Origin of the sequence: Ralstonia chuxiongensis (genome assembly GCF_024158925.1) — a bacterium.
GTDB lineage: Bacteria > Pseudomonadota > Gammaproteobacteria > Burkholderiales > Burkholderiaceae > Ralstonia > Ralstonia chuxiongensis.
The window spans coordinates 721715-746976 of sequence record NZ_JAMYWC010000001.1 but is presented as its reverse complement, the minus strand read 5'-3'; the positions used below and the strand labels follow the sequence as shown (position 1 = coordinate 746976).

The window sequence follows — 25262 nt, the reverse complement described above, 5'->3', positions numbered from 1 at the left end:
CCATGCAAAACGCCCCGCGCGGAGGCGGGGCGTCTTGTGTGACCGGACGGAGGTTGATCAGCGCGCCACGGGTTTGGCGTACTGGATCGGAACGTCCACCCGCGCCTGCGGCAGCGTCTTCTTGAGTTGCGCACGCGCATTCACGGCATCCTGGAACGAAGCAAAACGCAGGGTGCTGATGTTCAGGTGCCCGTAATACTCCGCCGACACCGGCGTTGCCGGCAGGCTGCTCACTGCCTGGCGCACGCTGTCGACCGACACCTGCGAGACGACCACCTCGTTGCGGCTCTCGCCCACCACGCCACGCTCATTGACCACCTGCGTGACGGCTGAGGATGCCGCACCCGCTGCCTTGGTGCGCGTGCCGCTGGAGAGCACCTTGAACGACTGCGATTCGATCTGCACCGTCGGCGCGCTTGCGTATTGCGTCAGCTCCTGCGTGCTCAGATGTTTGCCCACCGTCAGGTCGGCCGCCTGGCACGCCGAAGCCATCGAGAGGAGCGCCGCCAGCGCCACGGTCTTCATCAGGGTTGTATTGATCATGTTGAATGGTCTCCGAACGGGCTCACTTGGCAGCAATCACGCGATACTCCACGGCCAGCGGCGTGGCGAGGGTCACGGTGTGGGTACCGCCCTGGGGCTGGTATGTCGAGCAGGCGTTGGTCGGCACGCCGCTTACTGCGTAGACCTCCCACGTGCCGGCTGCGTTCTCGCCATAGAAGGCGTAGCTGCCCAGACCGTACTTGTTCACGGTATCGACGCCGTTGTTGTAATAGCCGTTGTACGGCAGGGACAACGCCGACACCGTGCCCGAGGGCGACTTCACAAAGAAGCCGACACTGCCCACGCACACCGAACCCGATACGCGCAATTGCAGGGCGTCGACCTTGTCGGTGCCCGACACGTTGAACTGGCCGAGCTTTTGCACCGCGCCGTAGTTCAGCTGGTTGACGTTGGCAAAGGCCGCCGCGAAGTCCGGCACCGACAGAGCGGCCGGCTTGTAGGTGACAGTGGCCTTGGCCATTTTCACCGCCGCTGATGCATCGACCAGACCGAAGCCGTACCACGTGGAATATGCATAGCCGGCGGCATTGGTCTGCCAGCCGTAGTCCAGCCGCGCGGTGGTCGCGCCGTCAGTCAGCGCGGCGCTGGTATCGCCAGTGGCGGCACCGGTGAGCAGGTCGATTCTGGCGTTACGGCCGTCACGGCTGCCGTAATCGGTGTCGATCTTGCGGGCCGTCGCACGCAGGATTTCGCGAACATCGCGCCACGTCAGATTCGGATTGGCCGCCAGCATCAGCGCAACCACGCCGGACAGCGTGGGCGTGGCTGCCGATGTGCCGTTCATGCTCGAGTAGTCGCACTTTGCGTTGTCTTTCAGGTTGGTGGCGGTGCCTGGAATCGCAAAGTCATAGGTGTCGTCCGGATTGGCTCGGCTGTAGCCGCGTGCGCAGCCGCTGAGGTCGGTGGAGAAAATCTTTGGGCCGCTGCCCGTTTCACCATATTTGCCGCCGTTGCCGTATTCGCCGCCCAAGCCTGTGATCCAGTTGACCGATCCGGCGTTGGAGTAGCTCGACTTGATGCCTTGCGCGTTTGCCGCGCCGACAACGATCACGCCAGGCTCCAGGGCTTCCGGATCATTGGCGGGATTCTCGCAGCCGATCATGCCGGCGGAGCCGCCCACGGTCGGGCATGTGCGCGGCGGAACGCTGGCGCCGTCGTTGATGTATTCATATTCATTGCCCGACGCCTTGAGCATGACCAGCCCACGGCCGCCACGCAGGTTCGGGAAGGCGCGCACCGCTGCCTGTGTCGAGGTGGACGTGTCGTATTCCAGCGGTGCCTGCGGGTTCGCGCCGTACGAGGCATTGATGATGTGGCCGTTCTTCGACCAGTCGGCGCCGCCGTAGGCCGCGGTGATGTCGGGGTTCGCCGCGCCGATAAAGCGCGCCCCGCCCAGCGTCGCGCGCGGAGCAATCCCCATGACGCCCTTGCCGTTCTGTGCCGCGGCGATGATGCCGGCCACGTTGGTGCCATGCGCGTCTTTGATGTTCGCGGGAATGTCTGCCGGAGTCGGATCGTTCGAGCCATCGTCGAAGTTGTGCGTCATGTCCGAGTTGGCATTGGCGAACAGATCTTCGTTGTGCACGTCGATGCCGTCATCCAGCACGAGCACGTTCACGCCCTGGCCCTTGATGCCGGCCTTGTGCGCGTCTTCCACGTCGATGTCGGTCGTGCCGTTGGCCACCAGGCCGAACGCCGCGAAGAAGCTGGTTGCCTGCTTGAGCGCCCATTGGTAGGCGTACAGCGGCTCGGTGCTGCCGGTCTGGCAGGCGTACTTGGCATCGACGCCGGTTTCTGCGCACGTGGATGCGGGCGGCGTGTTGCCGCCGGTGTTGCCGCCGTTGCTGGCGGTGTTGCTTCCCGAGTCCCCACCGCCGCACGCGGCCAGGGCCACGGTGGTGAACAGCGTCAAGGCAAGCGATTTTCCCGTAATGTCTTTCACGAGACCCCCGTTTTGTCGTTGTGTGTTGTGCAAAGCGCGGGATGTCCGCACCGCTTCGACCTGTTCGACGAAGAGAGGGCACGTCGCACGTGCCCGCCGCGAGCGCATGGGCGCTCATCAGGTCGGGCCGGATGCTCGCATGCACGCCAGTGGGGATTCAACGACGAAAGCGCCTGTGCCCGCGAACCGGTTCGGCCGTCGCGCGAACCTGTCAGCGCGTCTCAGTCTTTGGGGCGGCTGCGCGGGGGAGCGGGGGGGCGGCGGAAGGAAAACCGGAGCGCGGCAGGGGTACCGCGCGCGCTTCAGCGCATCTGCATGACCCAGGTGCGCCAGTCTTTTTGCTGAACGAAACGCATGGCGGTGGCACGACCTTCGATGGCCAGCATGCGTGTCTCACGCGGTGACATGCCCGAGGCGCGGCGGTACGCGCGCGTAAAGTTCGATGCGTCGGAAAAACCGTAGGTCTGCGCGATTTCGGCCACCGAACGGTGCGTCTGCGAGCGGTCTGCCAGGATCGCGTGGCACTGTCGCAGGCGCTCCGTGCGCAGGTAGTTGAAGAAACCGCCTTCGCGCTCGAAAAGCCGGTACAGCGTGGCACGCGAGATGCCGAACTGCACGGCAACCCCCTCGGGCGAAAGTGTGAGGTCGGACAGGTTCTGCTGCACGTGCCGGCAGATCGAAGCAAACAGGCTTTCCCTGACGGCGGGCGCACTGGCTTCGGTCACCTGGCAGTTGATGGCGGCCGCCGCCAGTTGCAGCGTGCCCGGGATGACGGCCTGCGCCTCGGCCTCGCTCAATTTTCCGACCGATTGATAGAGCGAGCACAGATGATCGCGCAGCAGCCCGACCATCGGGGCATCGCCGCGCAGCACGCGCATGCTGAGTTCGTCCGGCGCGCGCAGCAGCGGCGCCAGCAGCCGCCGTGGCACGGCCAGGCTCAGGAATCGGCTGTCGCTTGTGCTGGTGGCGAGCGGCTGCGCAGCGTCGACGATGAACAGATCGCCGGGGCGCGTGGCGGTGCCGGTGGCGCCGTCGCGCTGCCCGCAACTGCCTTCCAGGTAGTACTGGAGCACGTAGACATCCATGCCGTCGCGCCCGAGCTTGGAGCGGGACCGATCATAGTGCTGTGCCTGCGCGCTGATCATGCCCACACCCGTCTCGCCGCAAAGATACGCGTCGACGCTGGCTTGAAAGCCATGCGACTGCGGGGCGGCGGAGCGCGTGTCGAATAGCACGTTGATGGCATCCCGCCACGCCGCAAATTGATGCTCGCGCGGCAGCGCAGACGTATCGAAGTGGGAATGCGGAGGTTTGCTCACGGTGGTTTCCTGAAAGGCCCGTGCATTGTGCAGAAGCGGTGGCGCATGATGGCATGCCCCCAAAGTGGGGTGCCAGACGGGGGGCTGGCCTAAACGACTGCCAACTTCGGCCGCTCCTGTCTGGGGATGACCACGTTGCGGCCCGCGGCCTTGGCTTCATACAGGCGCCCGTCGGCCAGGTGGATCAGGTCTTGAACGGTATCGTCGGCCGCCGCGATGCCCGAGTGGGAAGCCACCCCGACGCTGACCGTCAGCTTGCCGTACGCGCTTCCCGCGTTGGGTTCGTCTGCGCGTAGCACGGCGGTGCGGATGCTCTCGGCCACGCGCAAGGCGCCACTGAGGTCTGTATTGGGCAGCACGGCGCAGAACTCTTCGCCGCCATAGCGGCCGGCAAAATCGCCGGGGCGCTTGATGCTGTCGTTGATGCAGCGAGCCACCGTGCGCAGCGCGGTATCGCCCGCGGCATGGCCATACTTGTCGTTGTAGGGTTTGAAGTCGTCCACGTCGATCATCAGCACTGATATCGGGGTGTGATGGCGATTGGCACGGCGCCATTCCACATCCAGTGCAGAGTCCAGCGCGCGGCGCGTGCCGAGCCCGGTCAGGCTGTCGGTATTGGCCAGCAGGTGCAATTGCTGCTCCATCTCGAGCCGCTTGCACAGTTGCTGCGCAAGGAGGAACGACAGCACCATGAATACCGCGTCAAGCATCAGCACGATGCCGCTGATCACCCATGCGCGCTGCCGCCATTCTGCGTAGATGTCTTCGGTGGCCAGCCCGACGGTGACAATCAGCGGGTGGTCGCCGATATGGCGGAAGCTGAACAGGCGCTCGATGCCGTCGAGGCTGGCGACGTCTACGTACGAGCCTTGCGGCGTGAGCAGGCGCTTCTGGAAGGCAACGGCATCGGCCAGGCTGCGACCGATGAGCTTTTCGCTGTACGGTCGCCGCATCAGCAGCGTGCCGTCCGTGCGTATCAGCGTGACGGTCGCATGGGGGCCGAGGTTGATGCCATCGAACAGTCGACGGAAGTAGTTCAGGCGCAGCGTGCCGACCACGATGCCGTTGAATTCGCCATGCGGGCCGTTCAGCCGCCGGCTGAGGCCGAGCGACGTGTCCAGGCAGGTCACGCGCGGCGTAAAGGGCTCGCTGATGTACAGCCCGACATTTGCGGAGCCCCGATGCACCTGGAAGTAGTCGCGATCGCCCAGGTGAATATGCCGCGGCGGTACAGAACGGGAATCGAGGACCACGTCGCCGACCTTGTCGGTCACTAGCAGGGAGCCCAGGTCCTGCGCGTTGGTCGACCGGTCGAACAGCACGAGCTGACGTACGGCGGGCGGTAACGCCACCATGGCGGGCTCGCGCACGCCGTCGATCACGGCCTGCAGCGACAGGTCGTACACCTCGATGTTGCGGGCAATGTCGCGTTGCAGGATCAGCGACAGGTTGTCGGCGGCATCGCGCGCGCGGGCCAGCGCGTCCGTGCGCATTTCCCAGAGCGAGAGCGCGGTGAGCGCGGCCAGCGCCAGCGACAGCACCGACGCGCCGATGATCAGCAGGGAAGGCCGCCGCAGGAATGCACTCGTGACGCGCTCTAAAGGCATGCGCAGAATTGTGAAAATATTGAAAACGACAGCCTCAATTGTGTACCGGACCCCACCTTTCTACGCAATACTATCTAAGACGTTTTCTGGAAAGAAAACGTTTGCTAGTACCGATTCAGTCCGTTTGTGCAACGTTTTTGTGGGCGCAGGTGTACGGCTTGCTGGGCATAGGCTGAGTGCCGCATCCGTGGCGCCGGGCACGCTGCCCGCCCGACATATGCCCATCGCACCTCCGTGCAATCGTGTCAGGCCAGCTTTGCCTATTCTGGGTAAGCATCCTTGGAGAACGCCATGCCAGAGCCAGACGATCGCGCCTCACCCACTCCGGCGCCCGCCAACCCGCATCCGCCCGTGGCCGATACACACGAGGAAGCCCTGCTCGACGAGGGCATCGAGGAAACCTTTCCTGCCAGCGACCCGGTTTCCGTCGATGCCGGCAAGCCCGATGTGCCGCCAAAGGCCCCGGGGAGTGCGCCCAAACCGTAAAATGCAGACCGTGTGTCAACGCATCGGCCGCTTCAGCCGTATTACGTAGGCCGCAAACAACGTGCGAATCCAGCACATGCGCCGTCTGAAGCGCGGGGCGAGAGAAAACCCGCGCGCGCGACAAGCCCGTGCCGGTAGGTCAGGGTCCAATCAAGACGTCGACACCGTGCCGAGCGTGGGCTTGGGCGGTTTGGCTTGCCGCGCTCTCCCGCCTTTGCGTGCCTGGATTCGCATATCGCCTTGACCCGGCACTCCACCAAGCCAGCAGGATTTCGTTTTTCACCATGCCTGACGCCGCGTCCAACGACGCCAGTCCAACATCACGCCGATCCTCGGCCCGCACCGCGCCTGACGCGCCCGCCACGCCCGCGCCCTCTGACTCCGGCTTTGGCCTCGCCGGCTGGATCGTGATCGGTGTGGTGCTCGTGCTTGGCGCGCTGGTGTTCGACAGCCTGTATGCGCTGCTCGACCATGTGCACTACGCCGACATGGTCGCCGCGCTGCAGGCCACGCCGCGCTCGCACCTGATGCTGGCCATGCTGGCCACGGCGCTCAGTTACGTCGCCCTGACCGGTTACGACGCGTCCGGCCTGCGCTATGCGGGCGCGCATGTGGCGCCCACTACGGTGGCGACCACCTCGTTCATTGCCTATGCGCTGGGCAACACCGTCGGCCTCGGTTCGCTGACGGCCGGGGCGGTGCGCACGCGCTTGTACACGGCGGCCGGGCTTGATCCTGCGCGCGTGACAGAGGCGGTGGCCTTTGATGCGGGCGCGCTGGGCGTGTCCACCACGGCCTTTGGGGCGGTCGGGCTGTTGTGGGGCGCCCCGCACATCGCAGCCATTGCGCATTTGCCTGCGGCGTTGCTTGAAGTCGTGGCGTTGTTGGTGCTGGCCGGCGTCGTGGCGTTGTTGGTGCTGTGCATGCGACAGCGCCACGTGACGCTGTTCGGCCGCTGGGAGATCCGCCTGCCGCCGCCAGGATTGGCCGCGCGTCAGTTCGCGATTTCAGCGGCGGACATGAGTGCGGCTGCGGCGGCGCTGTGGGTGCTGATGCCGGCAGGCGCCGTCGATCTGCCCACGTTTGTGGCGTTCTACGCGCTGGCGGTCACGCTGGGCGTGCTGAGCCAGAGCCCGGGCGGTCTAGGCGTGTTCGAGGCCGTGATCCTGCTGGGCTGCAGCGGCCAGGCGCCGCCGGCCGAGGTGCTTGCTGCGCTGTTGTTCTACCGCGTCATCTATTTCCTGCTGCCGCTGGTCGTGGCCGCCGCCATGCTCGGCGTGTTCGAGTTGCGCTCCGGTGCCGGGGCGCCGTTCGCCCGCGCAGCGGTCAAGCTGTCGCCGGGGCTGTTGGCCGCGCTGACGATGGTGGCAGGCGTGATGCTGCTCGTCTCGGGCGTCACTCCCGCCACGGACGAAGCCGAAGACCTCCTGCGCATGCATGTGCCGCTGTTCGTGGTGGAAGCCTCGCACATGATCGGCAGCGTGGCGGGGCTCATCATGCTGTTTGTCGCGCGCGGGCTGCTGCACCGGCTGGACGCCGCGTGGTGGGCTGCGTTGGTGCTGTCGCTGCTCACCGGCGTGCTGGCACTGCCCAAGGGCATTGCCGTGTCGGAGATGGCCGTGCTGGTGACGCTGGCGGTGCTGCTCGTCATCTCGCGCCGGCAGTTTGATCGGCCGTCGTCGCTGTTCTCGCAACGGCTGGAGGCGGGGTGGCTGCTCGCCATGCTTTGCGTGTTTGCGGCGTGCGTGTGGATTCTCTTCTTCGCCTACCGCGAGGTCGCTTACGCCAACCAGCTCTGGTGGCAATTCACGTTCGACGGCGATGCGCCGCGCTCCATCCGCGCGCTGATGGCGGTGGCCGTGACCGGGCTCGGGTTCGGCATGCGCCAGCTCTTTCGCAAGGAGCCCGGTGTCACCACGTTCCCGAGCGACGAAGAACTCGCCCGCGCGGCTGAGATCATCCGCAAGCAGCCCGCCGCCGACGCCACGCTCGCGCTGATGGGCGACAAGAGCCTGCTGTTTTCGCCGTCCGGCAACGCGTTCATCATGTATGCCAAGCAGGGGCGCTCGTGGGTGGCGCTGTCCGACCCCGTGGGCGCGCAGCAGGAATGGCCCGAGCTGATCTGGCGCTTTATCGAAATGGCCGATGCGCATGGCGGCCGCGCCGCGTTCTACAAGACGCGTCCGCAGACGCTGTCGCTGTATCTCGATGCGGGGCTGCGCGCCTACAAGCTGGGCGAAGAGGCGTATGTGTCGCTGCCCGAGTTCAGCCTGAAGGGCTCGCGCCGCGCCAACCTGCGCCACGGCGTCACGCGCGGCGAGCGCGAAGGGCTGTCGTTCGAGATCGTGCCGACGGAAGATGTGCCCACCGTGCTGGACGAATTGCGCGCCATCTCCGATGAATGGCTACGCAATCAGAACGCGCGCGAGAAGGGCTTCTCGCTGGGCGCGTTTGACGACCGTTACATCTGCAGCCAGCCCGTCGCCGTGGTGCGCCGCGAGGGCGTCATCCTGGCGTTTGCCACGCTGATGTGCCCAGACGTGCTGCGCATCGAGGCGAGTGTCGACCTGATGCGCTATCGCAGCGACGTGCCGCCGGGCACGATGGATTTCCTGTTCGGCAAGGTCATCCTCTACTTCCAGGCGCAGGGGTATCAGCGTTTCGGGCTGGGGATGGCGCCGATGTCCGGCATGGTTGAGCATCAGCTTGCGCCGCGCTGGCACCGCTTCGGACGGATGATGTTCCGACATGGCGCGCGCTTCTACAATTTCAGAGGGCTGCGCAATTTCAAAGACAAGTTCGAGCCGGTGTGGGAAGCCCGCTACCTGCTCGCACGTGGCGGTATTGCGCCGCTGTTCACGTTGACGGACGTCGCCGCGCTGATCGGCGGCGGCTTGAAGGGAGTGATCTCCAAATGAGTTGGCAAGCACCGCGCACGCAAGAGGCGCGGCATCGGGGAGTGCTACGCAAAGGCTTGCGTTGGGCTGGGTATTTGAGTGCGGTCGGCATGGTGCTGGCAACGTCCTGGGCCATCGCTGCTGATGCTCCAGGGGCCAAGCCCACGCCTGCGCAGGGTCCGGTGCTGGTGCCGCCCGTCGGCATGACGGGCGCCAGCGGCGTTGTGGCTGCGCCGCCGCGCGGCGACATGCCGCCTCGCCTGCAGATGAGCGCTGCGGCCGTCACCGCCAACAAGGCCACCAATGGCGGCGTGCTGTCGCTGCCCGTGGTGTCGCCTGCTACGCCTGCGGTGGCGCCCGGTGCCGTCGAGTTCGTCACGCACGGGCGCTTTCGCGATGTGCCGGTCTACAAGCCCAAGGGTGAAATCCGCTCCGTCGTGCTGATGCTCTCGGGTGACCTGGGCTGGACGCCCGCCGCATCGCGCATGGCAGAGAGCCTCGCGCAGCAGGGCGCCTTGGTGGCAGGTCTGTCGACGCCTGCGCTGTTTGCGAGCCTGGAGGCCGACCTGGGCGATTGCGCCTTCCCGGACGGTGACCTCGAAAACTTCAGCCGCTTCCTGCAGGCCTACGAGAAAGTGCCGGGCTACTACCCGCCCATCCTCGTTGGCGACAACGAAGGCGGTGCGCTGGCCTACGCCATGATTGCCCAGGCGCGCCCGAATATCTTTGCCGCGGCCATGTCGATGGAATTCTGCCCCGTGCTGGAACTGCGCAAGCCGCTGTGCAAGGGCGAGGGCGTGCACTTCAGCCGCCGCATGAGCGAGAGCCGCACCACGGCCAAGCGCGTCAAGCCGCCCGAGAACGCCGGTGTGGTGCTGCTGCCCGCCACGAAGTTGTCTGCGCCATGGGTGGCGCTGCAATCGGCCATGCCCACGTCGTTTGCGCGCCGCTCCGGTCCGCTGTGCGAAGCGCGTGCCACGCAAGCCTTCATCGATACGATTTCGGGGGCGCAATCGGTGACGTTGCCTGCCACCGCGTCGGCTGCCAATGCACCGCCCGTGACAGCCAGCGAGCCGTTCAAGATGGCGTTCGCCAAGCTTGTTGCCCAACGCAAACCGCCGCCCCCGCCGCCGCCCGCTGCGGTGTCGGACTTGCCGATCATCGAAGTGCCCGCGCAGCCCGGTACATCGTCCGAGTTGTTTGCCGTGCTGCTCTCGGGTGACGGCGGTTGGGCCGGGCTCGACAAGGAGGTCGCGGCTGCGCTGTCCAAGTCGGGCGTGCCCGTGGTCGGCATCGATTCGCTGCGCTACTTCTGGACGCCGCGCACGCCGGCCTCTGCCGCCGCCGATATGGATCGGCTCGTGCGCTTTTACGCCGCGCGCTGGAAGAAACAGAAGGCGTTGCTGATCGGCTATTCGCAGGGCGCAGACGTGCTGCCCTTCATCGTCAACCGGTTGCCGGCGGCGTCGCGCGAGCATGTTGCGCTGGCCGTGATGATGGGCCTGGGCAAGCGCGCCGATTTTGAGTTCCACATGACCAACTGGGTGTCGAGCAGCGCGTCTGGCCTGCCGATCCTGCCCGAGGTGCAGAAGCTGCCGGCGGGCCTGGGCATGTGCATCTACGGCAAGGAAGAGAAGGACACTAACTGCCCAGGCCTGGACCCGAAGCAGGTGCAGCTTGTGAAGCTGCCTGGCGGCCATCACTTTGATGGCGATTACGCCAAGCTGGCGCGCATCATTCTTGAAGGCGCGCGTGCAGCGGGCAAAGTCCCGCGCTAATCCGCCAACGCCGGGGCTGGCGAGCGTCTCGCAGCCCCCGGAAGACTGGCGTGTATGGAATGCGGTGGCGGTGTCGCGCTAGGCCGGCGCCGGTGTGCCGTCAGTCGCGGCCAGCGACTGCACGCACTCATCCACGCTCAGCTCATGCAGCATCTCGGCGCGCAGCGTGTTGTCGGTGGCACGCTGCAAGACTGTCAGCGCGCGCGGCTTGAGCCGCACCAGCATCAGTTGCAGGCCGCGCGCCGCACATTCGGCGGCAAAGATGCGCAGCGCCTCGATGGCCGAGCCATCCACGTCCGGTGTTTCTTCCAGGCTGATCATGACGGTGCGCACCGCAGGTTCGTGCGGCTGTTGCAGCATCGCGCGCACCGTGCCGAGCACGCGTTCGGTGTTGGCGAAAAACAGCGGCACTTCTGGCCGGACGATCAACACGCCAGGGACGGCTTTGGCTTCCGGGTGCAGAGACACATCGACAAAATCGTGGCTTTCGCGCAGGCGCCCCAGCACGCTCACGTTGGGCTCCGAGAGCTGGCGCAGAGTCAGCAGCAGGCTCACGCCAATCGCAGCCAGCAGCCCATGCAGCACGCCCAGCACCAGCACGGCCAGCAACGCGGCAATCACCACCAGCCGATCGCGGCGCCAGGCCCAGTAGGGCTTGAACACGGCCGGATGTAACGAATGGCTCACCGCAAAGATCACGATGGCCGCCAGCACCGGCTCGGGAATCCGTGCGAGCTGCGGCAGGAACAACCACACGATCAGCGCCACCACGGCTGCTGCACACAGCCCGGCTAGACGGGATTGCGCGCCCGCGGCTTCGTTGGCGGACGTGGCTGAATACCCTGCGCCGACGGGCATGCCGTGCAGCAGGCCCGAGAGCAGATTCGCGCAGCCCAGCGCGACGAGGTCACGGTTGGCGGAGATGCCATCTCCGTGCTTGAGCGCGAAGTTGCGGATCGAGCCGTAGGACTCGGCATAGAGGATCAGCATGAGCGCAAAGCCCAGTTCAGCGCTTTCCATCCATTGCACCCGGTTCAGCGCAGGCACGCCGAAACTGATGTTCTGCAGGTCGATATGGCCGACCACGGCAATGCCGTAGCTGTGCCAGTCGACCCAGTAGCCGGCCGCGATGGCCAGCACGATGACGACCAGCGTGGCCGGAATGCGCCCCCAGCGCCCAAGGCCGAAGAGCAGCGCGAGTGCGACGGCTCCCAATGTCGTGCTGTACGGGTTGGCACTGGCTGCACTGGTGATGAGGTCGAGCGCGATGCGCGGCGTGTCGCTGTGGCGCACCGTCACGTCGAGGATCTTGGGCAACTGCTTGACGGCAATCGTCAACGCCAGCCCGAACGTGAAACCGCGCAGCACCGGCCGCGCGATGAAATCCGACATGCCGCCCAGGCGTGCCGCACCCGCCAGGATGAACAGCACCCCCGTCGCGATGATGAGCGCCGCCGCCATCGTGAGCGCCGTCGCCCCGTTACCGCTAGGTTCCGATAGCACCGTCGCAAACAGCACGGCGGCGGATGACGACGTGGCCGAGACAATGGCGAAGCGGCTCGTGCCGACCAATGAATAGACCACCAGGCCGCACAGCAATGCGATTAGCCCGGCTTGCGGCGGCAGGCTGGCGATGCCTGCGTAGGCAACGGCTTCGGGCAGCAACAGGCCCGCAATCGAGAACCCGGCGATCACGTCGCGCACCACGCGCTGCTGTGGTGGCTGTGGCGGCGCATCCAGCGGGGCGAAGCCCTCTGGGTGTTGCAGTGCGGCGGCGGGATGTTCGTTGCTGGGGGGCATGCGATGCGGTGATCAGGCTGAAATGGACGACGCCGCGGCCCGGGTGGGCCGCGGCGTGCGGGTTTGCTTCGGGCGTGTCTTACTTGGTACAGGCCTTGTTGCGGCTGGGGCGCATGCCGGCAGCCTTGGCGTCGGCTTCGGTCATGTATTCGCCCTGCTTGGTCTTGCCGTAATAGCGATCGCCCGGGCAGTGGTAGACCTTGGTGCTGGCATTGGCCCAAACCTTGTCGGGGCCGCCGCCGGGGGCAACGGTGCCTGTAGCGGCCGCGGCTGGTTTGGCAGGCGCTGCGGCAGCGGGCTTGGCTGCAGGTGCCGGGGCCGGAGCGGCGGCAGGCGCAGCGGGAGCGGCTGCGGCAGGTTTGGCGGGAGCCGGAGCAGCAGGTGCACCGCCTGCGCTGGCCTTCTTGTCGACCCCACCATGGCCGCGGCAAGCGCCCTTGAGCGTCGCGCCGCTATACGGCGTGCCATCCTTGCAGACCGCGTGGACGGCCGCCGGGGCCGCTGCCGGTGCGGTGGCGGGCGCGGCGGTGCCCTGCGCAAACGCCGAGCCCATCACCAGCGCACCCATCGAAAACATCAACGCAGACAGTTTCATAACGAGACCCTCAACGAGGCACGGAGATACGTGCGTGACCGATTAACGCTGGCCGACGGCGCGCGTTGACCCACCCGAGGGTTTGTCAGAAGACAAACGCTGCAACGTTGATCATTCCGCAACAGTCGGCGTCGCTTGTGTTGCGCCGACGGGCGATGCGGCGCCGGCGCCATCCCAGCATAGGCAAGATCACGTGGCCCGGTGAAGTTTCAGGCGAATGCGTCGATACCCTGGACCAGCCGCTTGGCCAGGCGGGGCTGCCGTAGTTGTTCGAGCCACCATTGGAGTGCGCGGCCTTCACCGTCGCCATCGCCGCTGCGCCAGCCGACGTAGAGCAGGTTCGGCTCGCGCGGATCGGTGGTGCGCTTTTCCACCAGCTCGCCGCGCGCAAGCAGGGAGGCCACGCGGTGCCTCGGCAGCCAGCCGACGCCCAGGCCGTCGCGCTGGGCAAGCGTCTTGGCGCGCATGCTGGGCACGGCCAGCGTCGGTTGCCCGCTGAGCATGCCGTAGGCGCGGCCGGCCGTGGTGCGCGCGGAATCGGCCACCACGACGGCCCGATGCCGGGCAATTTCCTCGCGCGTGAGTGGCGCCTCGATGGCTGCCAGCGGATGCCGGGGCGACACGGCAAACACCCACTCCACCACGCCCAGTTCGAACCACCCGAGGTTCGGGATGGACGGCGGCTCGTTCGTCGCCCCGATGACGAGATCGGCGCGGCCGTCGCGCAGCGCCTCCCATGTGCCGGCCAGCACCTCGTGCGTCACGCGCAGCGCCACGCCCGATTGCAGCGCATCGAACGCGTGCATCACGGGCATGAGCGATTCGAACTCCAGCAGCTCGTCCGTCACGATCCAAAGGCGGTCTTCCCAGCCGTTGGCCACCTGCCGCACGCGCTGCGTCACGCGCGACACATCCTGCGCCAGCCGTGCGGCTTCTTCTGTAAGCAACTGCCCGGCGCGCGTGAGTTGCAGCCGGTAGCGGCGCCGATCAAACAGCAGGGCGTCGAAGCGCTGCTCCAACTGTCGCGCGGCATACGACACGGTCGACGGCGCCTTACCCAATTGCGCCGCCGCGCGCGACAGGCTCCCCGTCTGCCGGATGGCTTCCAGCAGGGCCAATTCTTCATCCGTCAACATGTGCAATTCCTTCGAACATGTTCATCGTCCAGATCGTATGGCAAACCGCTTGCCGGCGTCCACACTGCAGTCACGCGATTGTTCAAGTTCAACTTTCCTACTGGAGGACATCATGAATCGCTTCGAAGGCAAGACCGTTCTGGTCACTGGCGGCAACAGCGGTATTGGCCTGGCAGCCGCCCAGGCATTTGTGCGCGAAGGCGCCCGCGTGGTCATCACCGGCCGTGATGCCGCAGCGCTGGAAACGGCGCGCGCCGCGCTCGGCAACAACGCCATCGCCATCCGCAATGAAACCGGCAGCGTGGCGGCCGCACGCGAGCTGACCCGCCAGTTGCAGGAGGCAGGCGTGCGTCTGGATGCCGTGTTCATCAACGCTGGCATGGCCAGGTTTGCCGCCGTGCCGGACGTGGACGAGGCGCTTTGGGACGCCACCTTCAATGCCAACGTGAAGGGCGCGTTCTTTCAGATCCAGGCACTGCTACCCATCCTCAACAAGGGCACGTCGATCGTGCTGAACGGCTCCATCAACGCGCACATCGGCATGCCGAATTCGTCGGTCTATGCGGCGAGCAAGGCTGCGCTGATCTCGCTGGCGAAGACGCTGTCGGGTGAGCTGATCGGCTCGGGTATCCGCGTAAATGTGGTCAGCCCCGGCCCGGTGACAACGCCGCTGTACGGCAAGCTCGGGCTGGATGCCGACACGCTGGCCGCCACCGCCGCCCAGATCCAGGGTCAGGTGCCGCTGGGCCGCTTTGGCCAGCCGGACGAGATTGCTTCGACCGTGCTGCATCTGTCGGCGCCGGAATCGGCCTTCATTGTTGGCACGGAAATCATTGCCGACGGCGGCATGAGCCAACTCTGAGCCCGTCTGTTGGCCGGTACAGCTGACTTGGTGGCGAGCACTAAGCGGCTTTCCTTAAGCGCGGTGCCTTGCCGGCTTGGTCGGCCAACGTCAGAAGTTGTGGGTCACGCGCAGTGTCAGCGTGCGGCCCGGCTGAACCGGGATGAAGTTCCCGGACTGCGCGTTGCCGTACGCCCGAATATTGAAGAGATTGCGCGCGAAGAGATCGACGCTCCAGGATTTCTGGTGCCAGAAGAGACTGGTGTCAACGCGCACGAAGCCGGGCATGCGAAACGGGGTGTCGCCGTAGCATGGGGCGCCGCGTTGCCCCGTGATGCCAATCCCGGCGCCAGCGCCTTTCAATGGGCCCGCCTGCATGGTGTACGTCGTCCAAACCGCGCCGCTCAGGAATGGCGCTTGCGGCAGGTATCCCGTGATCAGCGTGCCGGATACACGAGACAGTGCCACCCACAACGAAGTGTCCAAGCCTTTGGTTACCGCGCCTTGCATCGAGACTTCCAGTCCTTCGCTGCTTTGGTGCGCGATTTGTGTGTCGTAGCCGGCGGGCGCCACATCCACCAGCCTCACGTGGTGCGCGTCAATGCGATACAACGCCGCCTGCATCGTCAGCGCGCGGTTGGCATCTGCCCAGCGCAGCCCGGTTTCCAGCTGGCGACTCCGCTCAGGCAACAAGGCTTGGCACGGGTCGAAGTAGCTGGTGTTGAGACGGAAACCGCGTGAGTAATCGGCAAACCATGCGGTATGCGGCGTCAGCTTGTAGAGCACGCCCAGCGACGGTGTCCAGGGGGAGCCCTGAAGCTGCGCGAGTGGCAGTTTGGCGATGTAGTTGTTCACGTACAGGGCGCCGGATAGCTCCCAATGCTCGCCAATGGCGGCCTGGTCGCGCACGCGAAACACCGACTGCCGTACCGATTGCGAAACCTGAATGCCCGGCACGAACGTGGCCGGCGGCAGTTGAACAGGTGCAAACGGATTCTGCGGTATCAGAAAAGGTGTCGCCGCAAAGACCATGTCCTGCCTCTCCTGAAACTCATCCCAGCCGAATGTGAGCACGTGCTGGAACGGCCCATGCGCGAAGCTGCCCGTGAGCTCGTTCGAGATGGCCCACGAGGTGTTGTTGCTGCGGTCGCCAAAGTTCAGCGTCGACGTAGGTGCCATGTTGTTGACGACGAGCGCCGTATGCCAGAGCGCAGATTGTTCGGTGAGCGCTTCGTACGTGCCGCGTGAGTGCAAGGACCAATCGTCCGACAGGTTGCGCGAGACCTTGTAATAGGCGCGGCTCGCGCGGGACTGCACGTTGTCGTCGGCATTGCCTAGCGGGCTTTGCATGGCCAATCGGACAGGCGCGCCATTCAATGCAAACGTGGCGGGCGGCATGGGCTGGCGGCTGGTGACGGATTCGAGTCCGACTGTGACTTCCGTAGCTGCATCGTGCCAGCCGAGCGCTGCAAGCCCGTAGCTCTTGTGCCGACCGGCGTATCCCGAATCGCTGTTGGCCGTCGTGTCCTGCAACGCCACCGCCCGGTAAGACAGGTCGGTCGATCCGATCGGGCCGGCCAGATCCACCACGGCTTTGCGCTCGGCGTGCGAGCCGATTTCCACCGCCACCGTTCGTTGTGGCGCTGCCGTGGGTGCCCTGAGATTGGCATTGATGCCGCCCACGGCTGTGGGGGCGCCGCCAATGTCGGCAAGCGTTCCTTTGATCACCGAAACATCCTCTACCGCCTCGATGGGTCGCACCGCAGCCATCTTGTCGGGCTGACCATCGACGGAGATTTGTCCCGTCATGAAACCCCGCGTGGCGTACCGTGGCGCGGCGCTGGGGTCGAGCGACATTGACGAGACACCGGCAAGTGCCAGGGCATCTGCCATCGTCGGGGCATTCTGGCTGGTGAGCAACTCTCTTGTGAGGGTGCTGACGGCGTGGGGTACGCTCGTGATGGGCGTCTCGATATGCGTGATGGAGCCTGTTGTGAACGCGGCAAAATCGCTGCCCATCCTTGCGCGTACCTCGGCGGGTGGCAGGGTCCCGATGTCGCGCGGCGCCTCGGGTGCATCCACGATGGTCAACGTGTTGTCGGTCAGCGTGGTCAGTTGCAGCCCGCTGTTTTTTAGGGCCTGCTCCGCCGCCTGCTGGGCCGACATGGTGCCGCGAACCGGACCCGCGAACAGGTCTTTCGCAAGACCGGAGGGAAACGACATGGGCTGTCCGCTCACGCGAGCGATTTCCATCAACACGCGCTCCAAGGGCGCTCGCTCAATGGAGAAATCCCATGTGTCTTGTGATGCGGCGTGGGCGCACTGCACAGCGAACAGCGCGGCAAGACCGAGCAGCCGCACCCCGCGCGATGTGCGGCCCGTGCGCGGCGGCAGGCAGGCCTGCGCCGCAGCGCATGCGAAGGCTTTAAACGACCGCATGGTGCTGATGCACGCGGCGCAGCGGCACTTCGGGCACATCCTGAACAGCGATCAGGCAGTGGGATCAGCGGGCACCCTGGCGGGCGCGGCTCCGTCTCGATAGCGGCTCTGAAAAACACCGCGCCGCTGCCTAGCGTGAGCCCCTGCGCACATCCCTCTTGGTGAGCGAATTTCCCGTGTGTACTGCCCCTTCATCACGCAAGTCCCCCGAATTTTTTTGGTGGTACGGCGCAACGCGGTGTGCAGGAACCATGCCATGAGCGGCTTTGGGGGCCAGAGACATGCTGTGCCGCGATGCCTGACAGGATGCGTCGTCAAGCTTCCATGGCGGGGCAGATTTGATGAGGTTTTTTCAAGATGTTTTCGGGCCGCATGTCCGAGGTTCCGGTCTCGCGGTGAACATTGTTGAGATTTGCGGTGGGAGTGAGCGCACCCCCGGCAACGCGCTTCAGGAGAGGCCGAACGTTTTTCTCAGGCTCGAGTCGACGGGGCCAGCCGGCATGAAACGGCGCAGCTTGCTCAGAAGAGATGCCTCGCCTTTTGGCGTGCGGCGCATCTTCCATGCCCCAAGCGCAGCATCGACGATGGTGCTTGCGACACCATCGGGGTCCGGCGCCTTCTGGACACTCTTTTGAATCGCCTGAGAAACGATGCCGCGCTCCGCGTCGTAGGCGGAGACTTTGGAAACCGCTTGAGGTGCGTTGGCATCCAGGCTGGTCTTGGTGAATGACGGCTCGACAAGCACCACACGGATCCCGAGCTTGCGCACCTCGTGATCCAAAGTCTCGGACATTCCCTCCACCGCGTGCTTGGATGCCGAATACAGGCCCATGTAAGGCGCCGGCAGAAAGCCGAGCACCGAGCTGATGTTGACGATGCGCCCCGAGCGTTGCGCGCGCATGTGCGGCAATACGGCCTGCGTGGTGCGCAGGATGCCGAACACGTTGGTGTCGAACAGCGTCTGGGCTTCGGCAACAGACGTTTCTTCTGTCGCGCCGAGCAGGGCCACGCCGGCGCTGTTGACCAGCACGTCGATGCGCTTGGCCTGCGCGATGATCGTCTCGATTCCGCGCTGGACAGAGGCTTCATCACGGATATCCATCTGGACCAGTTCAACACCCGCGATCGGTTGAGTGCGAGCGATGTTGCGCACGGTGCCGAATACGCGGCACCCGCGCAGGGCAAACTTCGCGGCGGTGGCACGGCCGATGCCCGAGGACACGCCGGTAATCACAACAACTTTGGGATTCGACATGGCAATTTCTTTCTGTATGGGTGAATGGGCGCTGCGGTAAATCGGTTTTGCCAGCGGTCTATTTGCTGGCGACGGCGGTTGGCGTATCGGGCTGCCAGCCGCCGCCCAGCGCCTTGAATGCCGCCACAGCGGCACGCGCGGATTCCGTTTGGGCCTGGGCACGTGCGTCCGATGCACGCAACAGGCTCTCGTCTGCCTGCAGGACTTCGATCAGGCTGACGACGCCTTTTTGATACGCCGCAAACGAAGCATTGCGCGCGCGGCTCAGCGAATCCACGCCCTGCGCGAGCACCGTGGCCTGCTCCTCGCGCTTGACCAGGGCGGAGAACGCGTCCTCCACATCTTCCGTGGCGCGCAGCACGGCGAGCCGGTACGCAGCGAGCATCTCCGCCTCTTGCCCCTTGGCTTGATCGATCTGCGCGTTGATGCGGCCGAAGTCGAACAGCCGCCAGCGCAGGCCAAGCACGCCGGCAAATTGGCTGGCGCCGCTGCCGAACAGGCTTCCGGCGCCCACCGATGTGGCGCTGCCCAGCAGGCCGCCGAGCGAGAACTTCGGGTAGTACTCCGCGATGGCGACGCCGATGCGCGCGTTGGAAGCAGCGAGGCGGCGCTCGGCGACGATCAGGTCGGGACGACGCCTCAGCAAATCGCCGGGCGATCCGCTGATGGCAATCTGCGGCGCGGCGGGGATGTCACTGTCTTGCGCAAGCTCGTCCCGGTGCGTGCCCGGTAGCGAGCCGAGCATCACGTCCAGCGCGTTCATCGCTGCATCAAGACCCGCCTCAAGTTGCGGGATCGAGGCGCGTACCTGAGCGAGCGCGCCCTCTGCCTGCCTGACTTGAAGCTCGGCGGCTAACCCCTTGCCGTACAGCAGGTTGATGGTGGAGAGCAATTCCTCCTGCGTTTGCACCTGGTGACGGGCTACCTTCAGGCGCGTTTGCAAGCCGCGGATGGTGATGTAGATATCGGCGGTCTGCGCTGCCACGGCCAGCCGTGTGGCCACGGCGCCAGCTTGGGAGGCTTGGTAGTCCGCCAGCGCAGCCTCGCGGCCACGGCGCAGGCCGCCAAATACGTCCAGCTCCCAGCTCGCGTTCACGTCAGCCTCAAACGCGTTGCCGTAGCGGTCAAAGCCGGGCCTCGAGTTCAGCACGCGGCCCAATGGGGTTTCGACAGACTGGTATGCACGCGCAGCCTGACCCGTGACATTGCCGGAGGGCAGCAACGCGGCACTGGCGGCTCCCAAACCTGCACGGGCCTGGGTAACGCGTGCGAACGCCTGGGCAAGGTCCAGGTTCTGTTCCAGTGCAAGCCGCACCAATTTGGTGAGTTTCGGATCAGCAAAACCCGCCCACCACGTGGATAGATCCGCCGCAGCATTGGCCGTGCGTTGCTCGACCGCCGTCTGGCCTTGGAATCGTTCCGGAATCGGCGCATCGGGCTTCACATAGTCGGGGCCGACCGCACATCCGGCCACCAGGCTTGCGAGAAGGAGGGCCGCAGAGGCGTGTTTTGGCAACATGACGAGGTCCATCGAAATTTTTAGTGACTATAGTACAAATTGGTCACAAGTTGTTCAACTATTGCGACTCGCGTAAGCTGAAGCCCATGAAGACCCCTTCCTATCCCGTCTCCGCCCGTGGCCCGGCGGATCACGACGTGCGAGACCAGATCGTCGCCGCCGCTACCGAGCACTTCAGCCGATACGGCTATGAGAAGACCGCCGTGTCCGATCTGGCCAAAGCCATCGGTTTTTCCAAGGCCTACATCTACAAGTTCTTCGAGTCCAAGCAGGCCATTGGCGAGATGATTTGCGCCAACTGCCTGCGCGAGATCGAAGCCGACGTGAATGCCGCCCTGGCCGAGGCGGGTTCCCCGCCGGAGAAGCTGCGCCGCATGTTCAAAGCCTTGACGGAGGCCAGCCTTCGGCTGTTTTCCCACGATCGCAAGCTGTACGAGATCGCCGCCTCGGCAGCGACTGAACGCTGGCAAGCGGTGATCGCCTATGAAGGCCGCATCCAGAAGTTGCTGCGCGATGTGCTGCAGGAGGGCCGGGAGACCGGAGACTTCGAGCGCAAGACACCATTGGACGAGGCCACCGCGGCCATCTACCTGGTCATGCGCCCGTACATGAACCCGTTGCTTCTGCAATACAGCTTTGACTACACAGAGGTGGCGCCCGGACTGCTTTCCAGCCTTGTACTCCGAAGTCTTTCCCCCTGAGACGCAGATTTTTTCGTTGTGACCATTGACTAAATTGGTCACAAGAACAAGAATGAAAGGCCAGATCATCCTGTCGATGGGGCTTTCATGCTTTCGCGTCGCTTTATTACTTCTTTCGTTGTTCTTGCGTTGCCGCTAGCGCTGAGCGCTTGCGGCGAAAAAGCCCCCGCTGACCCACGCACCCAGGCGCCTCTGGTGCGCGCCGCGTTTGTTCGGCCCGTGGCGTCTGCGTCGCGCTCGTTCACGGGCGTCGTGGCTGCCAGGGTGCAAAGCGACCTCGGGTTCCGTGTGCCCGGCAAGGTGCTGGAACGGCTGGTGGACGCGGGGCAAGCCGTCAAGCGCGGGCAGCCGCTGATGCGCATCGATCCTGCGGATCTGAAGCTCGCCGCGCACGCACAGCAAGAAGCCGTGAGCGCCGCGCGGGCACGCGCGCAACAAACGGCGGAAGACGAAGCGCGCTACCGCGACTTGCGTGGCACGGGTGCGATTTCGGCCTCCGCTTACGACCAGGCCAAGGCCGCGGCGGATGCAGCCAAGGCGCAACTGAGCGCCGCTGAAGCGCAGGCCGACGTTGCGCGCAACGCCAGCCGCTATGCAGAACTCGTTGCCGACGGTGACGGCGTGGTCATGGAAACGCTGGCCGAGCCCGGCCAAGTGGTGAATGCAGGGCAGGTGGTGGTGCGCTTGGCGCATGCCGGGCGCCGTGAAGCGGTGGTCCAGTTGCCGGAAACGTTGCGGCCTGCGATCGGCTCAGTCGCCCAGGCCACGTTGTTCGGCAAGGAAAGCGATGGCACGCCTGCCAAGCTGCGGCAACTGTCGGATGCTGCCGATCGGCTTACCCGCACGTATGAAGCGCGCTATGTGCTGGATGGCAAATTGGCCAACGCGCCGCTTGGCGCGACTGTCACGATCCAGATTCCTGAGCAGCTGGCGACAGCGCAAGGCGATCTACAGGTACCGCTGGGTGCGGTGTTTGATGCAGGTAAGGGTCCCGGTGTTTGGGTCATCCAGGGGGACCCTGCCAAGGTGTCGTGGCGCTCCATCACCATCGTGCGTCTTGGTGACGAAGGGGCAAGCGTTGCCGGCCAGATCAAACAAGGCGAGCGGATCGTCGCGTTAGGCGCACAACTGCTGCGCGAGGGCCAGCAAGTCCGCGTGGCCGGGCAGGGCACCGGCACCGCCCTCGCGGGAGTGCGACTGTGAGCCCGGGCCGCTTCAACCTATCGGCGCTCGCCGTGCGCGAGCGTGCGGTCACGCTGTTCCTCATCTGCCTGATCTCGCTGGCAGGGCTTATTTCCTTCTTCAAGCTGGGCCGCGCGGAAGACCCCGCGTTTACGGTCAAGGTGATGAACATCGTCACCGTGTGGCCGGGTGCTACCGCGCAGGAAATGCAGGACCAGGTGGCAGAGAAGATCGAAAAGCGCATGCAGGAGCTGCGCTGGTACGACCGCACGGAAACGTACACGCGGCCGGGTCTGGCGTTCACCACGCTGACGTTGCTCGACAGCACGCCGCCATCGCAAGTGCAGGAAGAGTTCTATCAAGCGCGCAAGAAGGTTGGCGACGAGGTGGGCAACCTGCCAGCCGGCGTGATCGGGCCGATCGTCAACGACGAATATTCGGACGTGACCTTTGCCTTGTTTGCGCTCAAGGCGCAGGGCGAGCCGCAACGTGCGCTCGTGCGCGATGCGGAGACGCTGCGTCAGCGTTTGCTGCACGTGCCCGGCGTGAAGAAGGTCAACATCATCGGCGAGCAGTCGGAGCGCATCTACGTCGAGTTCTCACATGACCGGCTGGCGACGCTGGGTGTGAGCCCGCAAGATGTGTTTGCCGCGCTCAACAGCCAGAATGCGTTGACGGCCGCCGGCTCGGTCGAAACGAAAGGGCCGCAGGTGTTCATCCGCCTGGATGGCGCATTTGATGAGTTGCAGAAGATTCGCGATACGCCGGTGGTGTCGCAGGGCCGCACGTTAAAGCTCTCCGACATCGCCACCGTCAAGCGCGGTTATGAAGACCCGGCCACGTTCATGGTGCGCAATGGCGGGCAGCCGGCGTTGTTGCTGGGCATCGTCATGCGCGAAGGTTGGAACGGGCTCGACCTCGGCAAGGCGCTCGACAAGGAAGTCGGCGCCATCAATGCTGACATGCCGCTCGGCATGAGCCTGACCAAGGTGACAGACCAGGCGGTCAACATCGCCGCGGCCGTCGACGAGTTCATGCTGAAGTTCTTTGCGGCATTGCTGGTCGTGATGCTGGTGAGTTTTATCAGCATGGGCTGGCGTGCAGGCCTTGTGGTGGCCGCCGCCGTGCCGCTGACGCTCGCCGTGGTGTTTGTGGTGATGGCCGCGACAGGCAAGAACTTCGATCGCATCACCCTCGGCTCTTTGATTCTGGCGCTGGGCTTGTTGGTGGATGACGCCATCATCGCCATCGAAATGATGGTGGTGAAAATGGAGGAGGGCTACAGCCGCGTGGCCGCTTCGGCCTATGCGTGGAGCCACACCGCCGCGCCCATGCTGTCGGGCACGCTGGTCACGGCTGTCGGCTTCATGCCCAACGGCTTTGCACGTTCCACGGCGGGTGAGTACACCAGCAACATGTTCTGGATCGTCGGCATTGCGCTGATTGCGTCGTGGGTGGTTGCGGTCGTGTTCACGCCTTACCTGGGCGTGAAGATGCTGCCCGACTTCAAGAAGGTCGAAGGCGGTCACGCTGCGATTTACGACACGCCGCGCTACAACCGCTTCCGTGCGCTGCTCGGGCGCGTGATTGCACGCAAATGGCTGGTGGCGGGTACGGTGGTGGGCCTCTTCGCTCTGGCCATTGCGGGCATGGCGGTGGTCAAGAAGCAGTTCTTCCCGATCTCGGATCGCCCGGAAGTGCTGGTCGAGGTGCAGATGCCTTATGGCACATCAATCAACCAGACCGACGCGGCGACCGCAAAAATCGAAAGCTGGCTCGCCAAGCAGAAGGAAGCCAGAATCGTGACGGCTTATATCGGCCAGGGGGCGCCGCGCTTCTTTCTGGCAATGGGGCCGGAGCTGCCCGATCCGTCGTTCGCCAAGATCGTGATCCGTACCAATAGCCAGGAAGAGCGTGACGCGTTGGAGCAGCGTCTGCGTCAGGCCGTTGCGGAAGGTATCGCTCCCGAGGCGCGCGTGCGGGTGACGCAGCTCGTGTTCGGTCCGTATTCGCCGTTCCCGGTGGCCTACCGCGTGACCGGTCCGGATGCAGAGACACTGCGCCGCATCGCGGCCGATGTGCAGCAGGTCATGGACGCCAGCCCGATGATGCGCACGGTCAATACGGACTGGGGCATGCGTGTACCCACGCTGCATTTCACTTTGCAGCAAGACCGTCTCCAGGCCGTGGGCCTCACTTCCAGTGCCGTCGCGCAGCAACTGCAATTCCTGCTCAACGGCGTTCCGGTGACGGCGGTGCGCGAGGACATCCGCACCGTGCAGGTGACCGCGCGCTCGGCTGGCGACGTGCGGCTCGACCCGGCCAAGATCAGCGACTTCACGCTGGCTGGCGCCAACGGGCAGCGCATTCCGCTCTCGCAGATCGGCAAGATCGAAGTACGCATGGAAGAGCCCATCATGCGCCGGCGTGACCGCATGCCGACCATCACGGTCCGCGGCGACATTGCCGATGGCCTGCAACCGCCCGACGTGTCGACCGCCATCAGCAAGCAGCTTCAGCCCATCATCGAGAAATTGCCGAGCGGATACCGCATTGAGCAGGCGGGCTCCATCGAAGAGTCGGGCAAGGCAACGAAGGCCATGCTGCCGCTGTTCCCGATCATGCTAGCGGTGACCCTGCTGATTCTCATCTTCCAGGTGCGATCGATTCCGGCGATGGTCATGGTGTTCCTGACCAGCCCGTTGGGGTTGATTGGTGTGGTCCCGACGCTGATCCTGTTTGGGCAGCCATTTGGCATCAACGCGCTGGTTGGCCTGATTGCGTTGTCGGGCATCTTGATGCGCAACACATTGATCCTGATCGGGCAGATTCAGCACAACAAGAGCGAAGGACTGGACCCGTTCCGGGCCGTGGTGGAGGCAACAGTCCAACGTGCCCGCCCGGTGATCCTCACGGCGCTGGCCGCCATCCTTGCCTTCATCCCGCTGACGCATTCGGTGTTCTGGGGTGCACTCGCTTACACGCTGATCGGCGGAACGTTCGCGGGCACGATCCTGACCCTGGTGTTCCTGCCGGCGATGTACTCGATCTGGTTCAGGATCCGGCCTGGCAACGCGGCCGAGGCGCAGCACGCATCTCACGAAACAGCGCAGCCTCCAGGCCAACTGGTGCCTGAGTAATCTTTCTTCGCCTGCCCCAGTTACCTCCGTTCTCTCTCGACCTTCGGGCAGGCGTTTTTTC

The 25262-nt window shown here is 65.0% G+C and carries 17 protein-coding genes; 7 read left to right on the top strand and 10 right to left on the bottom strand.

Annotated elements, in window-relative coordinates:
* Positions 1–57 precede the first annotated feature (57 nt).
* The 4 genes from NKG59_RS03245 to NKG59_RS03230 all read right to left on the bottom strand — a co-directional run bounded on the left by NKG59_RS03245 (position 58) and on the right by NKG59_RS03230 (position 5432).
* Positions 58–543, bottom strand: a complete 486-nt coding sequence (locus tag NKG59_RS03245; protein WP_253535219.1) for a hypothetical protein — start codon at positions 541–543, stop codon at positions 58–60.
* 22 nt (positions 544–565) lie between these two features.
* Positions 566–2506 carry a S8 family serine peptidase gene (locus NKG59_RS03240; RefSeq protein WP_253535218.1) on the bottom strand — a complete coding sequence of 647 codons (1941 nt, stop codon included), beginning with the start codon at positions 2504–2506 and terminating at the stop codon, positions 566–568.
* Between the two features lie 302 nt (positions 2507–2808).
* The gene (locus tag NKG59_RS03235; protein WP_253535217.1) at positions 2809–3825 is read right to left on the bottom strand and encodes an AraC-like ligand-binding domain-containing protein; all 1017 of its coding nucleotides are present in this window, start codon (positions 3823–3825) and stop codon (positions 2809–2811) included.
* Between the two features lie 89 nt (positions 3826–3914).
* Complete coding sequence (locus tag NKG59_RS03230; protein ID WP_253535216.1) at positions 3915–5432, bottom strand: sensor domain-containing diguanylate cyclase; 1518 nt, start codon at positions 5430–5432, stop codon at positions 3915–3917.
* Between the two features lie 291 nt (positions 5433–5723).
* Here NKG59_RS03230 and NKG59_RS03225 point away from each other — a divergent pair, with 291 nt between their 5' ends.
* The 3 genes from NKG59_RS03225 to NKG59_RS03215 all read left to right on the top strand — a co-directional run bounded on the left by NKG59_RS03225 (position 5724) and on the right by NKG59_RS03215 (position 10593).
* Positions 5724–5918: a hypothetical protein gene (locus NKG59_RS03225; protein ID WP_253535214.1), complete on the top strand. Its 195-nt coding sequence runs from the start codon at positions 5724–5726 to the stop codon at positions 5916–5918.
* Between the two features lie 284 nt (positions 5919–6202).
* Entirely contained in the window at positions 6203–8836 is a 2634-nt protein-coding gene (gene mprF / locus NKG59_RS03220) for a bifunctional lysylphosphatidylglycerol flippase/synthetase MprF (RefSeq protein ID WP_253535212.1), read from the top strand.
* Positions 8833–10593 carry a virulence factor gene (locus NKG59_RS03215; protein WP_253535210.1) on the top strand — a complete coding sequence of 587 codons (1761 nt, stop codon included), beginning with the start codon at positions 8833–8835 and terminating at the stop codon, positions 10591–10593. Before mprF ends, NKG59_RS03215 begins: the two co-directional genes overlap by 4 nt.
* A gap of 78 nt (positions 10594–10671) precedes the next feature.
* On the opposite strand, the gene NKG59_RS03210 is transcribed toward NKG59_RS03215, so the two are convergent.
* The 3 genes from NKG59_RS03210 to NKG59_RS03200 all read right to left on the bottom strand — a co-directional run bounded on the left by NKG59_RS03210 (position 10672) and on the right by NKG59_RS03200 (position 14124).
* On the bottom strand, positions 10672–12393 hold the full coding sequence (locus NKG59_RS03210; protein ID WP_253535208.1) for a SulP family inorganic anion transporter: 1722 nt from the start codon (positions 12391–12393) through the stop codon (positions 10672–10674).
* Between the two features lie 79 nt (positions 12394–12472).
* Positions 12473–12988 carry a sunset domain-containing protein gene (locus NKG59_RS03205; protein WP_253535206.1) on the bottom strand — a complete coding sequence of 172 codons (516 nt, stop codon included), beginning with the start codon at positions 12986–12988 and terminating at the stop codon, positions 12473–12475.
* Between the two features lie 209 nt (positions 12989–13197).
* Positions 13198–14124: a LysR family transcriptional regulator gene (locus tag NKG59_RS03200; RefSeq protein WP_253535204.1), complete on the bottom strand. Its 927-nt coding sequence runs from the start codon at positions 14122–14124 to the stop codon at positions 13198–13200.
* 112 nt (positions 14125–14236) lie between these two features.
* On the opposite strand from NKG59_RS03200, the gene NKG59_RS03195 reads away from it, so the two are divergent.
* Positions 14237–14986: an SDR family oxidoreductase gene (locus tag NKG59_RS03195; RefSeq protein ID WP_253535202.1), complete on the top strand. Its 750-nt coding sequence runs from the start codon at positions 14237–14239 to the stop codon at positions 14984–14986.
* Positions 14987–15076: 90 nt separating this feature from the next.
* Here NKG59_RS03195 and NKG59_RS03190 read toward each other — a convergent pair whose 3' ends face one another.
* The 3 genes from NKG59_RS03190 to NKG59_RS03180 form a co-directional block, all read right to left on the bottom strand.
* On the bottom strand, positions 15077–17404 hold the full coding sequence (locus NKG59_RS03190) for a TonB-dependent siderophore receptor (protein ID WP_253535200.1): 2328 nt from the start codon (positions 17402–17404) through the stop codon (positions 15077–15079).
* Positions 17405–17852: 448 nt separating this feature from the next.
* Positions 17853–18659 (bottom strand): oxidoreductase, encoded by an 807-nt coding sequence (locus tag NKG59_RS03185; protein WP_253535682.1) that lies wholly within the window; start codon positions 18657–18659, stop codon positions 17853–17855.
* Positions 18660–18717: 58 nt separating this feature from the next.
* Positions 18718–20178, bottom strand: coding sequence for an efflux transporter outer membrane subunit (locus NKG59_RS03180; RefSeq protein WP_253535198.1), 1461 nt, complete (start codon positions 20176–20178; stop codon positions 18718–18720).
* Positions 20179–20264: 86 nt separating this feature from the next.
* Between NKG59_RS03180 and NKG59_RS03175 the strand changes: the two genes are divergently transcribed.
* The 3 genes from NKG59_RS03175 (at position 20265) to NKG59_RS03165 (ending at position 25201) form a co-directional block, all read left to right on the top strand.
* Complete coding sequence (locus tag NKG59_RS03175) at positions 20265–20879, top strand: TetR/AcrR family transcriptional regulator (protein WP_253535196.1); 615 nt, start codon at positions 20265–20267, stop codon at positions 20877–20879.
* 87 nt (positions 20880–20966) lie between these two features.
* A complete protein-coding gene (locus NKG59_RS03170) occupies positions 20967–22082 on the top strand; it encodes an efflux RND transporter periplasmic adaptor subunit (RefSeq protein ID WP_253535194.1) in 1116 nt (371 codons plus the stop codon).
* Positions 22079–25201, top strand: coding sequence for an efflux RND transporter permease subunit (locus NKG59_RS03165; protein WP_253535192.1), 3123 nt, complete (start codon positions 22079–22081; stop codon positions 25199–25201). Before NKG59_RS03170 ends, NKG59_RS03165 begins: the two co-directional genes overlap by 4 nt.
* Positions 25202–25262 lie beyond the last annotated feature (61 nt).

What these genes read in the sequence shown, in the direction of transcription:
- NKG59_RS03180 (WP_253535198.1), bottom strand. Translation starts at nt 20,178, where the DNA reads ATGTTGCCAAAACACGCCTCTGCGGCCCTCCTTCTCGCAAGCCTGGTG.
- NKG59_RS03230 (WP_253535216.1), bottom strand. Translation starts at nt 5,432, where the DNA reads ATGCCTTTAGAGCGCGTCACGAGTGCATTCCTGCGGCGGCCTTCCCTG.
- mprF (WP_253535212.1), top strand. Translation starts at nt 6,203, where the DNA reads ATGCCTGACGCCGCGTCCAACGACGCCAGTCCAACATCACGCCGATCC.
- NKG59_RS03245 (WP_253535219.1), bottom strand. Translation starts at nt 543, where the DNA reads ATGATCAATACAACCCTGATGAAGACCGTGGCGCTGGCGGCGCTCCTC.
- NKG59_RS03210 (WP_253535208.1), bottom strand. Translation starts at nt 12,393, where the DNA reads ATGCCCCCCAGCAACGAACATCCCGCCGCCGCACTGCAACACCCAGAG.
- NKG59_RS03190 (WP_253535200.1), bottom strand. Translation starts at nt 17,404, where the DNA reads ATGCGGTCGTTTAAAGCCTTCGCATGCGCTGCGGCGCAGGCCTGCCTG.
- NKG59_RS03170 (WP_253535194.1), top strand. Translation starts at nt 20,967, where the DNA reads ATGCTTTCGCGTCGCTTTATTACTTCTTTCGTTGTTCTTGCGTTGCCG.
- NKG59_RS03195 (WP_253535202.1), top strand. Translation starts at nt 14,237, where the DNA reads ATGAATCGCTTCGAAGGCAAGACCGTTCTGGTCACTGGCGGCAACAGC.
- NKG59_RS03200 (WP_253535204.1), bottom strand. Translation starts at nt 14,124, where the DNA reads ATGTTGACGGATGAAGAATTGGCCCTGCTGGAAGCCATCCGGCAGACG.
- NKG59_RS03175 (WP_253535196.1), top strand. Translation starts at nt 20,265, where the DNA reads ATGAAGACCCCTTCCTATCCCGTCTCCGCCCGTGGCCCGGCGGATCAC.
- NKG59_RS03205 (WP_253535206.1), bottom strand. Translation starts at nt 12,988, where the DNA reads ATGAAACTGTCTGCGTTGATGTTTTCGATGGGTGCGCTGGTGATGGGC.
- NKG59_RS03215 (WP_253535210.1), top strand. Translation starts at nt 8,833, where the DNA reads ATGAGTTGGCAAGCACCGCGCACGCAAGAGGCGCGGCATCGGGGAGTG.
- NKG59_RS03225 (WP_253535214.1), top strand. Translation starts at nt 5,724, where the DNA reads ATGCCAGAGCCAGACGATCGCGCCTCACCCACTCCGGCGCCCGCCAAC.
- NKG59_RS03185 (WP_253535682.1), bottom strand. Translation starts at nt 18,659, where the DNA reads ATGTCGAATCCCAAAGTTGTTGTGATTACCGGCGTGTCCTCGGGCATC.